This is a genomic window from Bizionia saleffrena, from assembly GCF_008086175.1.
Lineage (GTDB): Bacteria > Bacteroidota > Bacteroidia > Flavobacteriales > Flavobacteriaceae > Bizionia > Bizionia saleffrena.
This window is the reverse complement of sequence record NZ_VSKM01000014.1, coordinates 52,766-72,798: the sequence shown is the minus strand read 5'-3', so window position 1 is coordinate 72,798 and position 20,033 is coordinate 52,766. Positions and strand designations below refer to the sequence as shown.

The following is a 20,033-nucleotide window of genomic DNA, read 5'->3' as shown; positions in this document are numbered from 1 at the left end:
CGTTAGTATAGTTTGCTCTAGAATATACTTTGGTCCCATATCTATTAAAGATTTCTAAGCTTTGTACATCGAAACTACTTAAGTCGAAAAAATCGTTTTTATTATCTCCGTTTGGCGATATACCTTGCGGAATAATACAATTTTCTAACTCGTAAACTTCTACGTCTTCGCTTGTAGAAGGGCAGGATGAATTATTAAACGTTACTTCAATCGTGTATGTTCCTAGGAGTAACACGTTGTTTAATGTTAAACTTGTTTGACCAGGAATTGCTATTCCATCTCTATACCAGGCTATTGTTACTTCTGACTCCGCGTAATTATTACCCGTCGCAGTTATCGTTATTGGCGATGTTGCATTAGGGCAAACTTCATAAATAGCACTTGTGTCAATTGTTGTATCAGGTAAAGCACCTACAATTAAATCTAAATCTTCGGTGACATAACAATCAGTTGACCCTATGTTTTCAACACGAGCAATAATCGTTTGTGGATTACTAATGTTTTCGTAAGGAGAAGTTAATGCTCCTACTCCCGCATCTGCATCGGCTTGAGTTAAGTAATAAGACACAGCAAAACTTGTAGCATCTTGACCATTCAACACAACTGTATTGTGAGCGTCTAAATCAAATAATTCAACACCGTCGTTAGAATCATCATCGCAAGCTTCTAAATCTACACCAGTAATTTCCGGTAGAGCTCCTGTAATTACTAAGTTAAATAATGTATTGGTACTTGCACATCCAGAACCCGAACCTACAGCATTTACATCCTCCACTCTTACGTAAATTACTGTCCCGTCCATAGCACTGTAAGGAGAAGCTAAAGCATTAATACCTGCTTGTGCATCGCCTAGTGTTGCGTGGTACGTTACAACAAAATCTGTTTCACTTTGAGCTCCTAAAATAGTTGCTGTTTGTGCGTCTAAATTAAAATCTTCAGTACCATCACCAGAAATATCATCACAAGTAATAATATCTGGGACTGAATTTGCAATAGCATCGTTGTAGAAGTTAACTACAACGTCATATTGAGAATACACTTCACAATCACTATCGTAAGCAACCACACTATAGAAATCAGATTCAGTTACCACTAAAGTACCCGCAGTTTGGTTATCTAATATAATTCCATTTTGGAACCACTCATAAGTTTCAGCAAATGGAGACTCAGCTATAAGAGTTGTATCAGCGAATCCACATAGGTTAGCAATTGAAGCCGTTAATTCGTCATTATCGTCATCGATAAAAGTCACATCATTAGAAGTAATTTCTACATCTAATTCTGCAACAGTAGAACCTGCTCCACTACCACCAGAATTGGTTTGTTCTATTTCAATCTCCCCAGGATCGTTTGCATAATTTGTAACTAATAAGACATAAATCTCACCAGAAATAGCGTTATCAATAGTTAAATTCTCTAATGAAGCTGCACTATAGCTACAATCCATAATATTTCCGTAAGGATAAAAATCACCAATGCCCGTATTATTAGGACATTCTGAAGGTGAGGGACATCCATTATCTAAAGTTCCTGGTGTACAGAAATCTGTAGCAGAATCAAAAGGCCCCCATAACACAAAATCAACATCTAGACCTTCCCCTGTCTCAGAAGTTTGAGAAATCTCTATTTCTACAAGTCCCGAGTCTCCAATTTGAATAATGTTCCAAACTGGGTTTGGTGTTGTAAATAAACACGCTATTTCTCCACCACTTGGGAAATTCGTAAGGTTTGGCGTTGTTTGCACCCCGTTATTGTTACAGAATGTTCCTGCACTTTCACATGAAGTACCAGTTGGCGCTTCTGTAATACATAAATCGAAAGTACTAGATTCTGGAGTTGACCCTCCTGAGAATACTCTAATATAGTAAGTGTTACCGATAGTTAATGAAGGAGAAATTCCTGAAGCCGTTGTATAACATTCTATTTCAACTAAAGCATCGCACGTTCCTTCATATAATCCAAAATCTAAATTAGTTGTACCACCTTGAATATTTATTAAAGAGATAACCTCAAGTTCATGTAAAGCCGTAAATTCAAACCATACATCATCATCTGAATCACCAGCACAATCTACTGCTGGCACTCCTGAGTCGGTCGCTTCTAAAATAGTTCCTGGTGTTGTTACTGTACAACTTCCATCGTCATTCACTGCTGCTACTGTGGCATCTACACAATTATCATTATCTGGCGGACATGCTAATAATTGAATAGCCGCACTTGTAATAATACAATTTCCGTCTTGTTCATTTTCAATAGTAAAAATAATATCTGTTGCAAAAGGGTAAGGTCCAAATTGCGTTGTTCCTGTAGCCGAAACAGATACTGGAGCACTTCCTTGGTTATCATTAATTACCACAGATGTTGCATCTCCTAAAGAGTTTACATTTACATCTACTAAAAATTGATCGCCATTTGCACAATCATCAACTACCACATAAGTAGCTACTGGATTAATACACGTTGCACAAGACACCGTAATATCTAACGAGTTTATACTTGTACTACTACTGCAACTTCCTGAGAAATCAGAATCAATAGAATAAGAAATGGTATCTCCAGTTGATTGATAAGTAATTCCTGCTAAATCCCCTCCGTTACCGTAAGGTGTTAATACATTTAAATCAGACCCATCAGTATCAAATACTTGAAATTCATCCCAACCACTTTCTACATTACCAGAATTAACAGTAAAGTTTAATGCTGTACCATCTGTACTTGTAAATGTAAACACATTAGTATCGTTTGGTCCATAACAGTACGTTACGTTTACAGGGCCTAATGTACAGTCCACAGTATAATTTAATTGTACTGACGTTGAAAAGTTTACTGGGCCAGACCACGCACTAAAGCCATCAATACCGCAATCTGCTCTTACATAAATTTCATAATCCATTTGGAAAGACAGTCCAGTTTCATTAACCGTTGTAACCGTAGTAGGTGTCCCTGCAGTAGGCACTCCTGTTCCTGCAGGCTGAATAACATATTCCCATGCTGTTTCACCGCCTCCTTGCATCCATGAAATATCTGCTGAAGTACCTGTTATATTTGTTACTGAAATCCCTCCTGGTTGTACACAAGGTGGTAACTCATCGAAAGTAACATCGTCTATAGCGATATCATCGTAAAAGTCTCCTGAAACAATTTCAGAGAAAATAAAACGTGCTTGAACATCGCCAGTAACCGTTAAGCCACTTAAGTCTAAATATTTAAGCTCCCACCCTGCGGTGTTTGTATTGTAAGTCCCCATTAAGTTCCAAGCAGCTCCATCCCAAACCTCAACATCTAATTGAGAGTTAGCATTTCCTTCGTTGTGACTTAATTCATAAAATGATAATGACGGTGTTATTAACGCCGAAATATCTACCAATGGAGTAGTTAAAGTTGCAGCTCCATCACTTCCTGACGAATCTACCCATGCAAAATAGCCGTTTGTAGCTGTCGCACCATCAATAACTCCGTTGTTACCTATATGTTCAAATCCTGGATCGTTATCAAAATTCCAATCTTCTCCACCACTCATTGTCCAACATAGAGGAATAGTTCCTCCATTTTCGAATCCTTCAGTATAAGGCGCTGTAAAAGTTACACACTCTGTTGCAAAATTTACCGGACCAATCCAGTCACTATATTCTCCACCACATACTGCTCTTACGTAAACTTCATAATTTGTAGCTGGCGTTAAACCAGTGGCAACATATGGATTTGTCGTTGTCGCATCTCCGTTTCCTACAGGAACGCCTGTTCCTATAGCTTGCACAGCAACTTCCCAAGCCGTTTGAGTTCCCGGCGCGATCCAAGAAATTGTTGCTGTTGTTGCTGTTGCGCTATCTATTGTTACTACTGATGGATTTAAACACGTTGGTAACTCACCAAAAGTAACATCATCTATTGCTAGATCATCATAAAAATCTGATGGTACCGCAACTTCTGAGAAAATGAAACGTGCTTGCACATCTCCTGTAATAGTTAGTGTACTAAGGTCAATAGTTTTCTTTTCCCATCCAGATGTATTCGTATTATAGGTACCCATTAGGTTCCAAGCAGCACCATCCCAAACCTCAACATCTAATTGAGAGTTTGCGTTGCCTTCGTTGTTACTTAGTTCGTAAAAACTGATTGAAGGTGTTGTTAACCCAGAAACATCCACTAACGGAGAAAGTAAAGTCGCTGCTGAATCTGATCCTGATGAATCAACCCAAGCGAAATACCCATTAGAGGCTGTACTACCGTTAACAACTCCGTCATTACCAATATGATTAAATCCTGGATCATCATCAAAATTCCAATCTTCACCACCACTCATAGACCAACATAAAGGAATAGTTCCTCCATTTTCAAAGTCTTGAGTATACGGTGCTACGAAAGACACACATTCAGTATCAAAATTGATTGGGCCAACCCAAGAACTAAATTCTGCTCCGCAACTAGATCTTACATACACTTCATAAGTTGAAGCCGGTGTTAAACCTGTTGCTATATAAGTTGTATTAGATGTTGCTGCATCTCCATTTCCTGTTGGAGCTCCTGTTCCTGCAAGTTGCACTGCAACTTCCCAAGCTGTTTCTGCTCCTCCTAAATCCCAAATAATACTTGCTGTAGAATCTGTTGTGCTAGCAACAGAAATATTACTTGGTTCTGGGCATGTTACCTCAAATATATCTACCGTATCAAAAGCGGCGCCTTCATCGACAACTGATCCATCGGATCCAAAAGCAACTCTTAAACTAACCGCAGATTCTCCTGCTAAACCGGTTAATGCATGTCTAGCAATAACCCATCCGTTAGATCCTTCATTTGCAATTGTACCAGTCCAACCTATTTGTTGACCTCCAGGACTCCCTCCTATTGAATCATCGTTAAACCAGTTATTAGGGTCATCTAAGTTTCCGACATTTTGCCATGTAGTTCCACCATCTATCGATGATTGTAAAACCATTCCGTCCCAACTATTTTCTGAATTCCACCAAATACTAAATTCTAAAGCCGGTGCTGTTAAAGCAGAAAAATCGAAAACAGGACTTTCTACAAAAGAAGATTCGCTGGCAGAGTAATTACCTGTTAAGTTTGTAACCCAAGCGTTTGCTCCAGAATCGGCACTATTTATAATAGTATTTGCAGGTGCTCCTAAAGCCCATGATCCATTTGTAGTATTGTTCGCAATCCAACCACCATCTCCAGACTCAAAGTCTTCATTATAAGGAAAAGTGGCAATTTGTGCATTAGCTTGCAGGCCGACAAAAACGGCCAACAACACTAATAAATGAGTAATTTTTTTCATTATAGCTGTTATTTCTTAGATTATTAGTCATCTAAACTATAAAAAAAAATTATGCTCTATTCACTTATAGCTGTTTTATAGATGAAATGCTGTAATTAACGACAAAAAGCCGTTTTCTTTAAGAGAATTATTCTATTCGCCAAATTATGTTAATAATTACTTAAAAATATAGGTGGAATTTAACGGTTTTACGGTGCTGGATTAGGGATTTCGGCATAAATAGTGTTAATTTTATCTAAAAACTCTGAATTTAATTGGATTTCTACACTCCCTATATTTTCTTTTAACTGCTCCAAGTTAGTAGCCCCTATAATTGTACTCGTAACAAATGGCCTCTGGTTTACAAAAGCCAATGCCATTTGTGCTAAAGACATATTATATTGTTCCGCTAAATCTAAATACAATTTCACAGCTTTCGTAGATTGCTCGCTGCTGTAGCGTGTATAGCGTGAAAACAAGTTTAAACGAGATTGCGAAGTATCGGTTTTATAAATATATTTTCCAGAAAGCACACCAAATGCCATTGGGGAATACGCCAATAAACCTATATTTTCACGGTGTGAAATTTCGGCTAAGTCGCCTTCAAAAAGACGATTTAGTAAAGAATACGCATTCTGAATCGTTACTGGTTTTTTACAGTTATTTTTTTCGGCTTCTTGTAAGTAGCGCATTGTACCCCAAGCTTTCTCGTTTGATAAGCCAATGTTTCCAATTTTACCTTCTTTAGTAATAGCGTTCAATGTGTAAAGCACCTCAGCAAAATTATCTTCCCATTTATCATTTTCATCCGGACTATAATCACGAATACCAAACGTATTTGTGTTGCGCTCTGGCCAATGCAATTGAAATAAATCGATGTGATTAGTGTGCAGTCTTTTTAATTCGTTATTTACAGCATCGTGAATACTTTGCTTGCTAAAACCTGTCGTTCTTATATGAGCAGTATACTCTCCGGGTCCTGTAATTTTCGATGCTAACACCACTTTATCGCGATGCCCCGATTGCTTTAACCAAGAGCCTATAATTTGGCTGGTTCGCCCTTGTGTTTCTGGCGATGCAGGTACCGGATACATTTCGGCAGTGTCTATAAAATTAATACCGTGATCTAAAGCATAGTCTAATTGCTTATGGCCTTCGGCTTCTGTATTTTGGTTTCCCCATGTCATGGAACCCAAACAGAGTTTACTCACTTTTATATCGGTGTTTGGTAGTGTGGTGTATTTCATTATTTAATTTTATATAAATATAAAAAAGACCTTTCATTGTTTTAAGAACGAAAGGTCTAAATCTGTGTTAAGAATTGCGTTAAGGATGGAGCAATTGTTGGAGCTCTCCCGGTTACTATCGGGAAGCGACTTGCGAGAGCCTGACCCAATAGGGAAACGCCCTACATCTAAATCTCGTTTAACAATTTAGAAAGCTCGTCTAACTTAGGTGTTAAAATCACTTCAATTCTTCTGTTTTTTGCTTTCCCTTCGGTTGTTGCGTTAGTAGCAATTGGCGCATATTCTCCACGACCAGCAGCGGTTAAATTATCGGGCTGTATGGCATTATTTTCTTGTAAAATATTTACAATCGCCGTTGCTCGTTTCGTTGATAAATCCCAGTTATTATCAATTTGAGATGTTTTTCTAAACGGTGTATTATCAGTGTGGCCTTCTATTAGCACCGCAATTTCAGGATTATCTCCTAAAACGGCCCCTAATTGTTTAACGGCTTTACGACCTTCGGTACCTACCGACCAACTTCCTGAATTGAATAATAATTTATTTTCCATTGACACATACACTTTTCCGTTATGTTGCTCGATGGTTAAACCTTTGCCTTCGAAATCGGTTAGCGCACGAGAAACTGCATTTTTTAAATTGGTCATTTCTGCCTCTTTTGAAGCGATAACACTTTCTAATTCTGCGACGCGCTGAGAGCGTGATTCTAGTTGCTTTTTTAGGGCTTCTAATCTTTGATTTTCGGCAGTTAAGGCTTGCTCCTTGGCTTCTAATTGCGCTAATAACTCTCTGTTTTTCTGAGAATTGGCAGCAATAGCATACGAACTATTAGCATCTAGAGCATCGTAAGATGCCTTTAAATTATCGTAACTTCTTTTTGTAGTGTCGTAATCGCTTTGTAGTTGGTCGCGTTCAGCAACGGCAGTATCGTACTGCATTTGAAGCGTTTCCAACGCCTTTAACGCTTGGTTCTTTTCTTCTAGTGAGTCGCTATTTTCGTCTTGTAACGAACGGTTTTCTTTTTTTAAAGAGGCATATCTATCCTCTAAGTTTTTATAAACTTTAGGAGACACACACGCTGTTAACACAGCAAATGTTAATGATAAAACAAGGATTTTTTTCATTTTTTATTTTATAAATTGGGGGTTTTTATTCTAATTCTAAAACTATCGGACAATGGTCGCTATGTTTAGCTTCGCTTAGTATAACGGCTCTTTTTATCTTTTCTTGTAGCGGCTGTGTTACCATTGCATAATCTAATCGCCATCCTTTATTATTGGCACGCGCATTGGCGCGATACGTCCACCAGCTATATTGCTGTAATTCAGGATGTAAATACCTGAAAGAATCTATTAATCCGGAGGCTATAAATTCTCCTAACCACTGGCGTTCTTCGGGTAAAAAGCCTGAAACATTTTTCATTTTGGGGTTATGTATGTCTATTTCTTCATGACAAATATTATAATCTCCGCAAACCACTAAGTTAGGGTGTGCTTCTCGCAATTGAGAAATATATTCCTGAATCATATTCATATACTCAAATTTATGCGCCAATCTTAAATCATTGGTTCCCGATGGCAAATACATACTCATTACAGAAACACCGTCAAAATCGGCACGAATATTTCTACCTTCAAAATCCATAGAGTCTATTCCCGTTCCATATTCTACGTGGTTGGGTTCTGTTTTGCTTAAAATGGCAACGCCGCTGTATCCTTTTTTTTGTGCACTAAACCAATAATTGTATTTATAACCCGCGTCTTCAAAAAGAGATAAATCTAATTGCTCTTCCATTGCCTTTATTTCCTGAAGACAAATAACGTCTGGGTCGGCACTTTTAAGCCAATCTATAAATCCTTTCTTTAGTGCTGCACGTATTCCGTTTACGTTATATGAGATTATTTTCATTGTTAAGTTGAAGTTATTTCGGCTAAAATAAATAATGAGTTACTTTTACCCTATCTATTTAAGCATGATTTAACCAAAAACTATTAACAAAATAATTCGCCGTGTTTTTAGTTTATACTACTATATGAAGCTATTTGTTACTCTTTCCTTTTTAATTCTGGGTGTTTTTGCTACTGCGCAAGAGCAAACCCCAAACTATAAGAGCAAAACTGTAGCGCTACAAAAAGAGATTAAAATTGATAGTGTAAGCATTAACCCCACCTATTTCGCCCTTAAATTTAAAGACAACACAACCATAGACTCCACATTTTACACTGTCGATTTCTCGAAAGCCATTATAACATTTAAAAAACCTATTATTGGCGATTCTATTATTATTAATTACGTGAAGTACCCTGAATTTCTTACCAGAACCTATCAGTTATTTGACGAATCTGTTATTGTAGAGAACACCGATAACATCAATAAAATCTACAAAATATCGCAACCCAATACGGTTGATAAATTCACTCCTTTTGATGGTTTAACCACCTCCGGAAGTATTTCGCGTGGGGTAACCATAGGAAATAATCAGAATTCGGTTTTAGACAGTGAACTCGATTTGCAAATTACCGGTAAATTAAACGATAAAGTGTCGCTTCGTGCCTCCATTCAAGATGCTAATATTCCATTGCAAGAAAGTGGGTACTCGCAAAAACTAGACGAATTCGACCAAGTATTTATTGAGCTTTTTAGCGACAAGTGGTCTATTCGCGCTGGAGATATTGATTTAGAAAACAACAATTCTTACTTCGCTAATTTCTCGAAGCGTGTGCAAGGTTTGTCTCTGCGCGCTACTTTAGGAGACGAAGATGCGCAGACCAATCTTTTTGCCGCGGGAGCGTTAGTCCGCGGTCAATTTACCTCAAGCCAATTTACAGCGCAGGAAGGAAATCAAGGGCCGTATAAATTACAAGGTCAAAATGGTGAGCTTTTCGTGCTTATTGTTTCAGGAAGTGAAACCGTTTACGTAAACGGAATTGCTTTAGAACGCGGTGAAAGTGCCGATTATATTATTGACTATAACGCTGGAGAAATTATTTTTAATGCGACATTCCCGATAACTTCCGAAATGCGAATTAGAGTCGATTATCAATATAGCGATCGTAATTATTCGCGATTAGTAGCGTATGGCGGCGGCCATTTTGAAAGCGAAAAAATAAAATTTGGCGTGTCTGTTTATTCTGAAAACGATTCTAAAAACAACCCTTTGCAACAAAACTTATCGACCGAACAAGTGTCCGTGCTTAGCGCTGCGGGAGACGATAGATCGCTAATGGTGGCGCCATCAAGTGTGGAAGAAGCGTTTAACGAAAATCGGATTTTATATAAAAAAGAACTCATTAATGGCTTTGAAGCCTTTGTGTTTTCTAACAATCCGGACGATACCTTGTTTAAGGTGAAATTTACTAATGTTGGCGCAAATCAAGGAAACTACAGTATTAGCAATACCAATGCCATTACCGTTATTTACGAATATATCGCGCCCGTTCTAAACGTGCCTCAAGGTAGTTTCGAACCTGTTGTGCAATTGATTTCGCCAACAAAGTTACAAATAGCTGTATTAAATGGAAGCTATACACCTACTCAAAAAACGACAGTTGATTTTGAAATTGCCGGAAGTAAAAATGATTTGAATTTATTTTCGGATTTAGATGATAGTAATAACGACGGGTACGCGGCAAAGATTGCGATGGAGCAAGCCGTGATAAAAAATGACAGTTTATGGAATGTAAACGCTGTTTTTGATTCCGATTATATTAATGAGCACTTTAGAAATATTGAAGGGCTTTACAATCCAGAATTCAATCGCGACTGGAACTTATCGCCGTCTACCAGTGCAAACCAAATTATTAACGGATTAGGAAACCAAGCGTTGCTCTCTGGCGGATTTAAGGCCTTTCATCATAAAAAAGGAGTAGCCAGTTACCGGTTCGAGCACTTAAATTATTCAGAAGGTTTTAATGGCAACCGACATATAGCTTCCGCTCGTGTGTTTTTAAATCGCTTTACTTTGGCGACAAACACCAGCTTTTTATCGGCTAATTCTTTCGAAAACAACTCCACCTTTTTTAGATCTTATAATTCCATTCGTTACGATTTAAAAAAAACGTGGTTAGGCGCTAAACTCGCAACCGAAAACAATCAGCAAGAAAACAAAACCACGAAGCTACTCACAGATATTTCTCAGAAATACACGTCGTACGAAGTGTTTACCGGCATTGGTGATAGCACCGGTATTTTTACAGAAATAGGTTATAAATATCGTGTTAACGATAGTTTAAGAGACCAGACATTACAAAAAGTAAATTCCTCTAATACTTATTACTTAGATTCTCGACTCATTAAAAACGAACGCACCAAATTAGCGTTGTATGTAAATTATAGGACCTTAAAAAATGAAGATTCCACAAACACAAAAGAGCAATCGCTTAACTCGAGATTGCAATACAACCAGCAGTTTTTGAGTAATTTAATACAATGGAATACCGTTTTCGAAACCAACTCTGGAACTTTGCCACAACAAGATTTCACGTACGTAGAAGTCGAACCCGGTCAAGGCGCTTACACGTGGATAAATTATAACGGTAACAGCATTCAAGAAATTGAAGAGTTTGAAATTGCGCAATTTCAAGATCAAGGCAGTTACATTCGTGTGCTATTACCCAACCAAGTATTCATAAAAACCCATCAAAATAGATTGAGCCAAACGGTAACCTTAAACCCTAGTCGTTGGATTAATTCTGAAAATAAAACCGCTAAATTATTCTCTCATTTCTATAATCAAAGCTCGTATTTAATCGACCGAAAAATAAAACGAGAAGGCAATTCCTTTAATTTAAATCCGTTTAAAAACGATAGTGAAACAACATTAGGTTTACAGTCCAATTTTAGAAACGTCTTATTCTTCAATCGCGGGAAACAACGGTACACGACCTCGTATACTTTTTTAACGAATAGTTCTAAAAACCAATTAACAGTAGGCTTCATTGCCAATTCACTTATAAGTCATCAGTTGCATTTTAATCATAAATTCGCAACAAGTTGGTTACTGAATCTTCAAACGAGTTTGGAGACTAACGAGAGTGAAAGCGAGAATTTTATTAGTAAAAATTATAAATTAGATGAAGAGCGACTCAATCCTAAACTCTCTTATTTATTAAACGACAATGTGCGTTTTGATGTTTTTTATCAATACACAAAAAAAGAAAATAGCATCGGTGATTTAGAAGTATTGAATCAGCAAAAATATGGGGTATCGTTTGCCATTAACAGTAATCAAAAGGCAGCGATTTCGGGGGAGTTCAATTTGTTTTCGAATACTTTAGAAGGCAATCAAAATTCACCGGTAGGATACCAAATGCTTGAAGGTTTACAACCCGGAAGAAATTTAACGTGGAGTATTTTAGCGCAGAAAAAAATTACAAAATACTTAGATTTAAACCTTACCTATTTTGGAAGAAAAAGCGAAACTAGTAAGACTATTCACACCGGAAACGTGCAATTAAAAGCCTATTTTTAAAAAACAGTGGTCTAATCTACTAAAAACACTTAACTTTGCCTTGTGAAATTTTTTGCCATCATATTATCTATCTATTTAACCAGCCTTACCTGCATACCGTGCAGCGATGTGGTGGTAGATACCCAAGATAATACAATAGCTTCAATTGCAATGGCCGACGATCATTCTTCAAGCGATCACGACGTAGATTTATGTTCGCCATTTTGTACTTGCCAATGTTGCCATATTGAAATTATTACGTCAACACACTTAGATTTTTCTTTTGTTAACAACGATAGTCCGCAGGAAACCCCTACGTATTTCGAAAGTATAAGTAAAGACCACAGCTGCAGCCTTCTGCAACCCCCTCAAGCTTAATTCTATAAATAATCTGAATCTTTTCAGGACTTTTTTACACTATATAATAGTGTCACTCTTACTATTTATTTAAAGAATTAAATCATAAACAGAATGATTAATAAACTTATTGCCTTTTCAATTAACAACAAAATTGTAATCGCATTGCTTACACTAGCCTTAATTGCCGGTGGTGTTTACAGCATTTTAAAGGTACCCATAGGTGCGGTGCCAGACATTACAAACAACCAAGTACAAATTATTACTCAGGCCCCAAATTTGGGGACTGAAGATATTGAACAATTCGTTACCTACCCGGTAGAATTAGCGGTGGCTAACTTACCTGAAGTTAAAGAAATTAGATCGGTTTCTCGCTTTGGTTTATCGGTAGTAACCATCGTCTTTAACGACAATGTAGACACCTATTTACCCCGGCAACTGGTTAGTGAAAAACTCACCGAAATTAAAGCCAAAATCCCAGAAGGTTTCGGAACTCCTTTTATGGGGCCTATCTCTACGGGTTTGGGAGAAATTTACCAATATACTTTAGAAGTCGCCCCAGAGTTTGAAGACCGCTACACCACTACCGAGCTGCGAACCATTCAAGATTGGATTATACGCAGGCAAATGGCAATGGTGCCAGGCGTTGTAGAAGTTAACGCCTTTGGCGGTGGTATAAAACAATACGAAGTAGCAGTTAATCCCAGCCGACTTAAAGCGATCGGCATTAGTATTAACGATGTCTTTACAGCCTTACAAAACAATAACCAAAATACGGGTGGTGCATATATCGAGAAAAATCACCAAGCCAATTTTATTCGAGGCGAAGGGTTAGCACGGACGATTAGCGATATTAATAAGATTGTCGTGACTAATAATAACGGCATTCCTGTGACTATAGAAGACATTGCCGATGTAAATTTAGGTACAGCAACACGTTACGGCGCACTAACAAAAAATGGTGAAGGTGAAGCTGTTGGAGGAATGATTTTAATGCTGAAAGGCGCCAGCTCCAACGCCGTTATTGAAAACGTAACGACACGAATTGAATCCATACAAAAAACGCTTCCCGAAGGCATTACAATTAAACCTTTTTTAGACCGTAGCAAACTCATTGCGAATACAACTTCTACGGTACAAAAAAACCTAGTCGAAGGGGCTTTGATCGTTATTTTTATTTTGATTTTTTTCCTTGGAAGTTGGCGTGGCGGACTTATCGTGGCGTCTACTATTCCATTGTCTTTATTATTTGCATTTATTTTAATGTACGTCTTCGATGTGTGGGCAAACCTAATGAGTTTGGGTGCTATAGATTTTGGAATTATTGTCGATGGCGCGGTGATTATCGTAGAAAGCACCGTCTTTTTAATGTACACTCAAATTAAAAAAGGGCAAAATCTTAATCAAGAACAGCGCGACAAACTCACCTTTTCATCGAGTTCAAAAATGATGAATACCGCCTTTTTTGGTCAGTTTATTATCTTAATTGTATTTCTTCCTATTTTAGCTTTAGAAGGTATTGAAGGCAAAATGTTTAGACCAATGGCATTAACTTTTATTTTTGCAATGATTGGTGCTATGATTTTGTGTTTAACCTATGTGCCAATGGTAACCTCATTATTTTTAAAGGTGCCAGAAAACGACAAGAAAACATGGGGTGATAAAATTGTTTTTTGGTTAGAAAATAAATATGAAAACGGACTAGTAAAAGCCTTTAAACGCGATAAACTAATTATTGCAACCTCTGTTATTTTATTGGCTATTTCCAGCTTTATGTTCACCAGAATGGGAGGCGAATTTATTCCGCAGTTAGACGAAGGTGATTTGGCTTTCCACGTCGTTTTAAAACCAGGAAGTTCACTTTCTGAAACCATTTCTGCCACAACGAAGGTTGAAAAACTGGTTAAAAACAACTTCCCAGAAGTTAAAGATATTATTAGTAGAATTGGTGTTGCCGAAGTTCCTACAGACCCAATGCCAATGGATATTGCCGATGTATTTGTTATTTTAAAACCGCAAAGCGAATGGGTAAGTGCCACGAATAAGGAAGAGCTAATTTCTAAAATGAAGACCAAACTTGAAACGCTTCCTGGGTTAAGTTACGAGTTTTCGCAACCTATAGAAATGCGTTTTAATGAGCTGATAACAGGTGTTCGAGAAGATATTGCCATAAAATTGTATGGTGACGATTTAACAATACTCTCGCAAAAAGCAGAAGAAATTGGAAAACGTGTATCCTCAATACCCGGTGTTGCCGATATGAAAGTGGAAGCCACGGTTGGGCAACCGCAAATCACGATTAATTATAATCGTAATAAAATTGCACAATACGGCTTGCAAATTAGCGATTTAAACACGCTTGTTGAAACCGCCTTTGCCGGTGGCGTAGCCGGAACTATTTTTGAAGGCGAACGCCGCTTTGATTTGGTCGTTCGGGTGTCTCAAGAGTTACGTCAAGATTTAAACAGTGTTAAAAATTTATTTGTCTCACTCCCTAACGGCGCTCAAATTGCTTTAAAAGAAGTCGCCGATATTAGTTTTAAACCCGGCCCAATGCAAATAAGTCGCGATAATACAAACAGACGTGTCCATATTGGAATTAACGTGAGAGGACGAGATGTTAAATCTTTAGTGGAAGAAATTCAAGAGGTAATTAGCACAGAAATCATGTTGCCTTCAGGCTATTATATTCGTTATGGCGGTGCTTTCGAGAATTTAGAACGCGCCACCAATAAACTTAAAACAGTAGTGCCGATTTCGTTACTTCTTATTTTTGTTTTAATCTTTTTCGCGTTAAAGTCAATTAAGCAAAGCCTTATGATTTATATGGCGATTCCGTTAGCAGCTATTGGCGGTGTTTTTTCATTATTAATTCGGGATATGCCTTTTAGTATTTCGGCGGGTGTTGGTTTTATAGTCCTTTTTGGTGTTGCCGTTTTAAATGGATTAGTACTAATTAGTGGTTTTAATGAATTAAAAGAAGAAGGTGTTACCGATATTTCAGAACGTATTAAACAAGGTACAAAACGACGTATTCGTCCCATTTTACTAACCGCACTAACAGATATGTTAGGCTTTTTACCAATGGCTTTATCCACCTCATCAGGCTCTGAAGTGCAGCGACCGTTAGCCACAGTGGTTATTGGTGGTTTATTAACAGCAACTTTATTAACGCTATTTGTTATTCCTATTTTATACCGATGGATAGAAACGCGAGAAGCCAATAAAAAACCATCAAACAGATCTCCAAAGACCGTATTAGCCTCATTGGTTATTGTTTTCGGTATGTTTTCGGGGTCTGCGCAAACCACGCCGGGGCTTTCTATGGAAGAAGCTGTGCGTATTGCGTCTACAAACCATCCGGCATTAAATGCTTCCACACTAAGCATAAAAAAAGAGGAAGCTTTAAAAACGACGGCTTGGGATTTTGGCGAAACGTCTCTATTTACAAGTGGCGAAGAAATAGGACATGACAATCCTGCCACCTACACGCGTTTAGGAATTGGACAAACGGGAATTGCAATTTTCGAAGGGCCTTCCAAAGTAAAACTAGCAAAAAATAATATTGCTTTGGCACAAGTAAATTATGAAGTGAGCGCGCTTCAAGTAGAACAAGCCGTCAAAAAAGCGTGGATAAAAACGTATATCTCAAAACGTATTTACGACTCTTATGCCACTATCGATTCTACGTTTTCTGGGCTTGAAAAAGCATTAACGTTACGCTACGAAACCGAAGCTATTTCAAAATTAGAATATAATGCCACGAGCAATCAAGGCAAACTTATTAGCATTCAAAAACGCGTCGCGTATAACAATTATAAAATGGCGTTGGAACAATTCAACCAACACCTATTTAGCGCTACGTCGTATAGCATTAAGACGATAGCAATTTCAGAATTAGAGCGCTTGGATTTAACAATAGACAGCACTTTAAAATCGCATCCATTATTAAGACAATGGACGGCGCAATTGGCGGTTGCTAATGCTAAAACGACAGTCCAAAAAGCCAGTTATTTACCTAAATTATCGGCGCAATATGGTTTTCAAGAGGTCGCAGGACAAACCGGTTTTAATAGCTTTCAAATTGGGTTAAAAATTCCTTTAATTTTTAATGTCGCGAAAGGAAAATCAAAAGCTGCGCAATTACAATCTCAGATTATTCAAGAAGAAAACCGACTAAAAACAAATGACTTAAATACCACATATACCAATCTTGTTTCTGAGTACACACTAAACAAAAACAATTGGAATTTCTATAAAACGGAAGCCCTTCAGCTGGCCATCGAACAACGAGAAGGTGCCACCTTATCGTATAAAGAAGGCGCAATGGATTATATAGCATTTATTCAAACCTTAAAAGACGCTACCGAATTAGAAATTAATACTTGGAATATTCTAGAATCGTATTTAATGAGTACGATTGCTGTGGATTTCTTTATGTCAAATCAATAACAAAACACTATGAAAACACTCTATAAAACTTACGGTATTTTATTGCTTTTACTTATTAGTTTAAGCTGTAAAAACTCTTCAGATGAAAACCATTCTGTTCCCGAAAATAAGACGAATGCGCAAATATCGCCTGAAGTTGACGAACACGCAGACGACGAACAGTCTGATCATATTGAATTATCGTCAACGCAACTTGCGGACTTAAATATTACCATCGATACCATTTCAAACCGAAATATGAGTGGTTTTATCCAAGTGAACGGTACTCTTGGTGTTCCGCCGCAAAATGAAGCGGTAATCACAACAACGATTGGCGCTAATATTAGCCAAATTAAAGTTATTGAAGGAGATTACGTTACAAAAGGTCAGGTCGTTGCCTATATCACCCACCCTGATATTATTACTATTCAAACCGATTATCTTCAAACTTTAAATAAGTTGTCTTTTTTAGAACAAGATTTTAAACGTCAGCAAACGTTATACGATCAAGGCGTCGCTTCGGGTCGCGATTATCAGCAAGCGAAATCGACCTATAACAGCACATCTGGTTTAGCAAAAGGTTACGAAAGCCAACTGCGATTATTAGGTTTATCGCCACAACGTGTAAAAGCAGGAAACATTTCCGAATCTGCACCCTTACACAGCCCAATAAATGGTTATATCGAAAAAGTTTTTGTAAAAACAGGGCAATTTTCCCAGCCACAAACTGCCTTAATGGATATTGTAAACACCGAACATATTCATTTGGATTTAATGGTTTATGAGAAAGATGTTACAAAAGTTAAGAACGGACAAACCGTTCGGTTTAAAGTGGAATCTTTAGGAAACACAGAACTTACAGCAGAAATATATTCGGTAGGGAAAGCATTTGAAGACGGCCCGAAAGCCTTACATATTCACGCTGAAATTGAAAATAAAGACAAAAAATTAATACCTGGAATGTATGTTAATGCGCAAATTATAACTAAAAACACTACCGAAAAAGCAATAGCTGAATCGGCAGTTTTTCAAGATGGTGCGTACTCTTATGTTTTTGTGGCTAAGAAAGTAAACGAGACTATATGGAAATTTACGCCAGAAGAAGTTATCATAAAAAACACCGTAAATGGTTATTCTTCTTTTCAATTTAAAAACGAACAAAAATCTTCGGTTTTAGTGGCGCAAAGTGGTGCTTATTACTTAATTTCAGAGTTGAAAAAAGGAGACGCAGAGCATTCACATTAATCCGTATCGTATGAAAGAACGTAAACACACCGAAAACACTCACAATCATAACCGATTTTTAGGAGAACAAACTGAACTGTATTTTTCAATAGCGAGCGGTGTGCTTTTAGGACTTGGTTTTGGTCTCTCTTATTTAGCCTCTGTAAACGAATGGCTGCCACTAAGCTGTTACATTTTAGCTTACTTTTTTGGCGGTGTATTCGCGCTCAAAGAAGCCGCTGAAAAAATTAAAAAAGGAGAGTTCGAAATTGATTTCTTAATGATCGCTGCCGCTATTGGAGCAGCTTATATTGGAAGTTGGGCCGAAGGCGCGTTACTTCTATTTCTGTTTAGTTTAGGACACGCTTTAGAACATTATGCGATGAACAAAGCGAAGAAGTCTATTGAAGCGCTTGGCGAATTATCGCCCAAAACAGCGTTACTAAAAAAAGGAAAATCATTAAAAGAAGTACCCATTGAAGAGCTTCGCATAAATGATACTATCGTCGTTAAACCAAACACCAAAATTGCGGCCGATGGTGTAATAATAAAAGGCAGCAGTAGCATCAATCAAGCTTCTATTACCGGTGAAAGTATGCCGGTCGACAAAACATTTATAATAAACTCTGAAGCCTTACCGGACTTTAATGACATCGATGCCGTAAATATTGTTTTTACAGGGACGATAAACGGAGATAGCGCTTTAGAAGTAAAGGTATTAAAGTTAAGCGAAGATTCTTCAATTTCAAGATTGGTTAAAATGGTGAGTGAAGTTGAAACACACAAATCACCCACACAACGCTTAACAAAACGCTTTGAAAAGTGGTTTGTGCCTACCGTTATTATTTTGGTAATCACACTGTGTTTTGCCTATTTAGTTATAGACGAATCCTTTAATGATAGTTTATATCGTGCCATTACGGTTCTAGTGGCTGCCAGCCCATGTGCTTTAGCCATATCAACACCAAGCGCTGTGCTTAGTGGTGTCGCCCGAGCAGCAAAAAAAGGAGTGTTAATAAAGGGAGGTCGTGCTTTGGAAGACTTAGGAAGTTTAGATACCATAGCCTTCGATAAAACAGGAACTTTAACAGAAGGTAAACCGAAGTTAACTCACGCCATGGCTTTAAATAATTATGATGAAAACACTTTTCTGCAGTTAGTTTTAGACGTTGAAAGTTTAAGTAATCATCCCTTAGCAAAAGCCATTTCCAAGGACTTAAAACAACAGTACAGCTTAACGGAAACAGGTTCAGCCTCTGGAATTAAAGCCATTCAAGGAAAAGGTATTGAAGCTATTTATAATAATCAATCCGTTTATATTGGTAATACTGTTTTGATGCAAGGTCATAATATATTAGTATCTGAAGCCGTACAACAACAAAGCAACAACTTGTTAACTGGCGGGCAAACAGTAATGCTTGTTGCTTTTAATAACGAAATTATTGGATTACTAAGTGTTATGGATGTGCCGAGAGACACCGCAAAAAGCACCTTAGCACATCTAAAACGTATTGGGATTAAAAAAATGGTAATGCTCACTGGCGATCACCAAAATGTGGGTGATGCCATTGCAAAACAAATAGGATTAACAGAAGCTCGAGGCAATTTATTACCTGAAGATAAGGTAAAAGCGATTCAAGAATTAAAGGCGAATAACAACAAAGTTGCTATGGTTGGCGATGGCGTGAACGATTCTCCGGCAATGGCGAATAGCACCGTTGGTATCGCAATGGGAGCCGCTGGAAGCGATGTCGCCTTAGAAACGGCAGATGTTGCATTAATGTCTGATAAGATTGAAGCACTTCCTTTTGTTATCGCTTTGAGTCGCGCATCGAAAAAAATTATAAAACAGAACCTGTGGATTAGTCTGGGTATTGTTGCGTTTCTGGTTCCGGCAACTCTTTTTGGATTTGCTAACATTGGAATTGCCGTTATAATACACGAGGGCTCCACCTTATTAGTTGTTATTAACGCCTTGCGTTTATTGCGATTTGATATTAAGTAAGCATATCTTTTTATAACTATTGGTAAAAAAAACACCCAAACTAAACGATAGCTTGGGTGTTTT

The 20,033-nt window shown here is 37.7% G+C and carries 9 protein-coding genes; 5 read left to right on the top strand and 4 right to left on the bottom strand.

All coding sequences use genetic code 11. From position 1 onward, the window contains the following. The 4 genes from ES676_RS12420 to ES676_RS12405 all read right to left on the bottom strand — a co-directional run. On the bottom strand, window positions 1-5,278 hold a 5,278-nt coding region (locus ES676_RS12420), incomplete at its 3' end, for a fibronectin type III domain-containing protein (protein ID WP_246130363.1). Window positions 5,279-5,466: 188 nt separating this feature from the next. Next, on the bottom strand, window positions 5,467-6,504 hold the full coding sequence (locus ES676_RS12415) for an aldo/keto reductase (RefSeq protein WP_148370647.1): 1,038 nt from the start codon (window positions 6,502-6,504) through the stop codon (window positions 5,467-5,469). Between the two features lie 167 nt (window positions 6,505-6,671). Further along, complete coding sequence (locus ES676_RS12410; RefSeq protein ID WP_148370646.1) at window positions 6,672-7,628, bottom strand: OmpA/MotB family protein; 957 nt, start codon at window positions 7,626-7,628, stop codon at window positions 6,672-6,674. Between the two features lie 25 nt (window positions 7,629-7,653). Then, a complete protein-coding gene (locus ES676_RS12405; protein WP_148370645.1) occupies window positions 7,654-8,412 on the bottom strand; it encodes an exodeoxyribonuclease III in 759 nt (252 codons plus the stop codon). A 124-nt stretch (window positions 8,413-8,536) separates the two neighbouring features. Here ES676_RS12405 and ES676_RS12400 point away from each other — a divergent pair, with 124 nt between their 5' ends. From ES676_RS12400 to ES676_RS12380, 5 genes are all read left to right on the top strand, one after another. Further along, complete coding sequence (locus ES676_RS12400) at window positions 8,537-11,974, top strand: hypothetical protein (RefSeq protein WP_148370644.1); 3,438 nt, start codon at window positions 8,537-8,539, stop codon at window positions 11,972-11,974. Window positions 11,975-12,016: 42 nt separating this feature from the next. Beyond that, a complete protein-coding gene (locus ES676_RS12395; protein ID WP_148370643.1) occupies window positions 12,017-12,331 on the top strand; it encodes a DUF6660 family protein in 315 nt (104 codons plus the stop codon). A gap of 93 nt (window positions 12,332-12,424) precedes the next feature. Continuing rightward, the gene (locus tag ES676_RS12390) at window positions 12,425-16,762 is read left to right on the top strand and encodes a CusA/CzcA family heavy metal efflux RND transporter (protein ID WP_148370642.1); all 4,338 of its coding nucleotides are present in this window, start codon (window positions 12,425-12,427) and stop codon (window positions 16,760-16,762) included. A gap of 9 nt (window positions 16,763-16,771) precedes the next feature. Further along, complete coding sequence (locus ES676_RS12385; RefSeq protein ID WP_148370641.1) at window positions 16,772-17,986, top strand: efflux RND transporter periplasmic adaptor subunit; 1,215 nt, start codon at window positions 16,772-16,774, stop codon at window positions 17,984-17,986. A gap of 10 nt (window positions 17,987-17,996) precedes the next feature. Continuing rightward, window positions 17,997-19,970 carry a heavy metal translocating P-type ATPase gene (locus ES676_RS12380; RefSeq protein ID WP_148370640.1) on the top strand — a complete coding sequence of 658 codons (1,974 nt, stop codon included), beginning with the start codon at window positions 17,997-17,999 and terminating at the stop codon, window positions 19,968-19,970. The last annotated feature ends 63 nt before the right edge of the window (window positions 19,971-20,033 follow it).

Bases quoted from the DNA above. Each gene is read 5' to 3' on its own strand.
- ES676_RS12415 (WP_148370647.1), bottom strand. From the start codon at position 6,504: ATGAAATACACCACACTACCAAACACCGATATAAAAGTGAGTAAACTC.
- ES676_RS12410 (WP_148370646.1), bottom strand. From the start codon at position 7,628: ATGAAAAAAATCCTTGTTTTATCATTAACATTTGCTGTGTTAACAGCG.
- ES676_RS12405 (WP_148370645.1), bottom strand. From the start codon at position 8,412: ATGAAAATAATCTCATATAACGTAAACGGAATACGTGCAGCACTAAAG.
- ES676_RS12400 (WP_148370644.1), top strand. From the start codon at position 8,537: ATGAAGCTATTTGTTACTCTTTCCTTTTTAATTCTGGGTGTTTTTGCT.
- ES676_RS12390 (WP_148370642.1), top strand. From the start codon at position 12,425: ATGATTAATAAACTTATTGCCTTTTCAATTAACAACAAAATTGTAATC.
- ES676_RS12385 (WP_148370641.1), top strand. From the start codon at position 16,772: ATGAAAACACTCTATAAAACTTACGGTATTTTATTGCTTTTACTTATT.
- ES676_RS12380 (WP_148370640.1), top strand. From the start codon at position 17,997: ATGAAAGAACGTAAACACACCGAAAACACTCACAATCATAACCGATTT.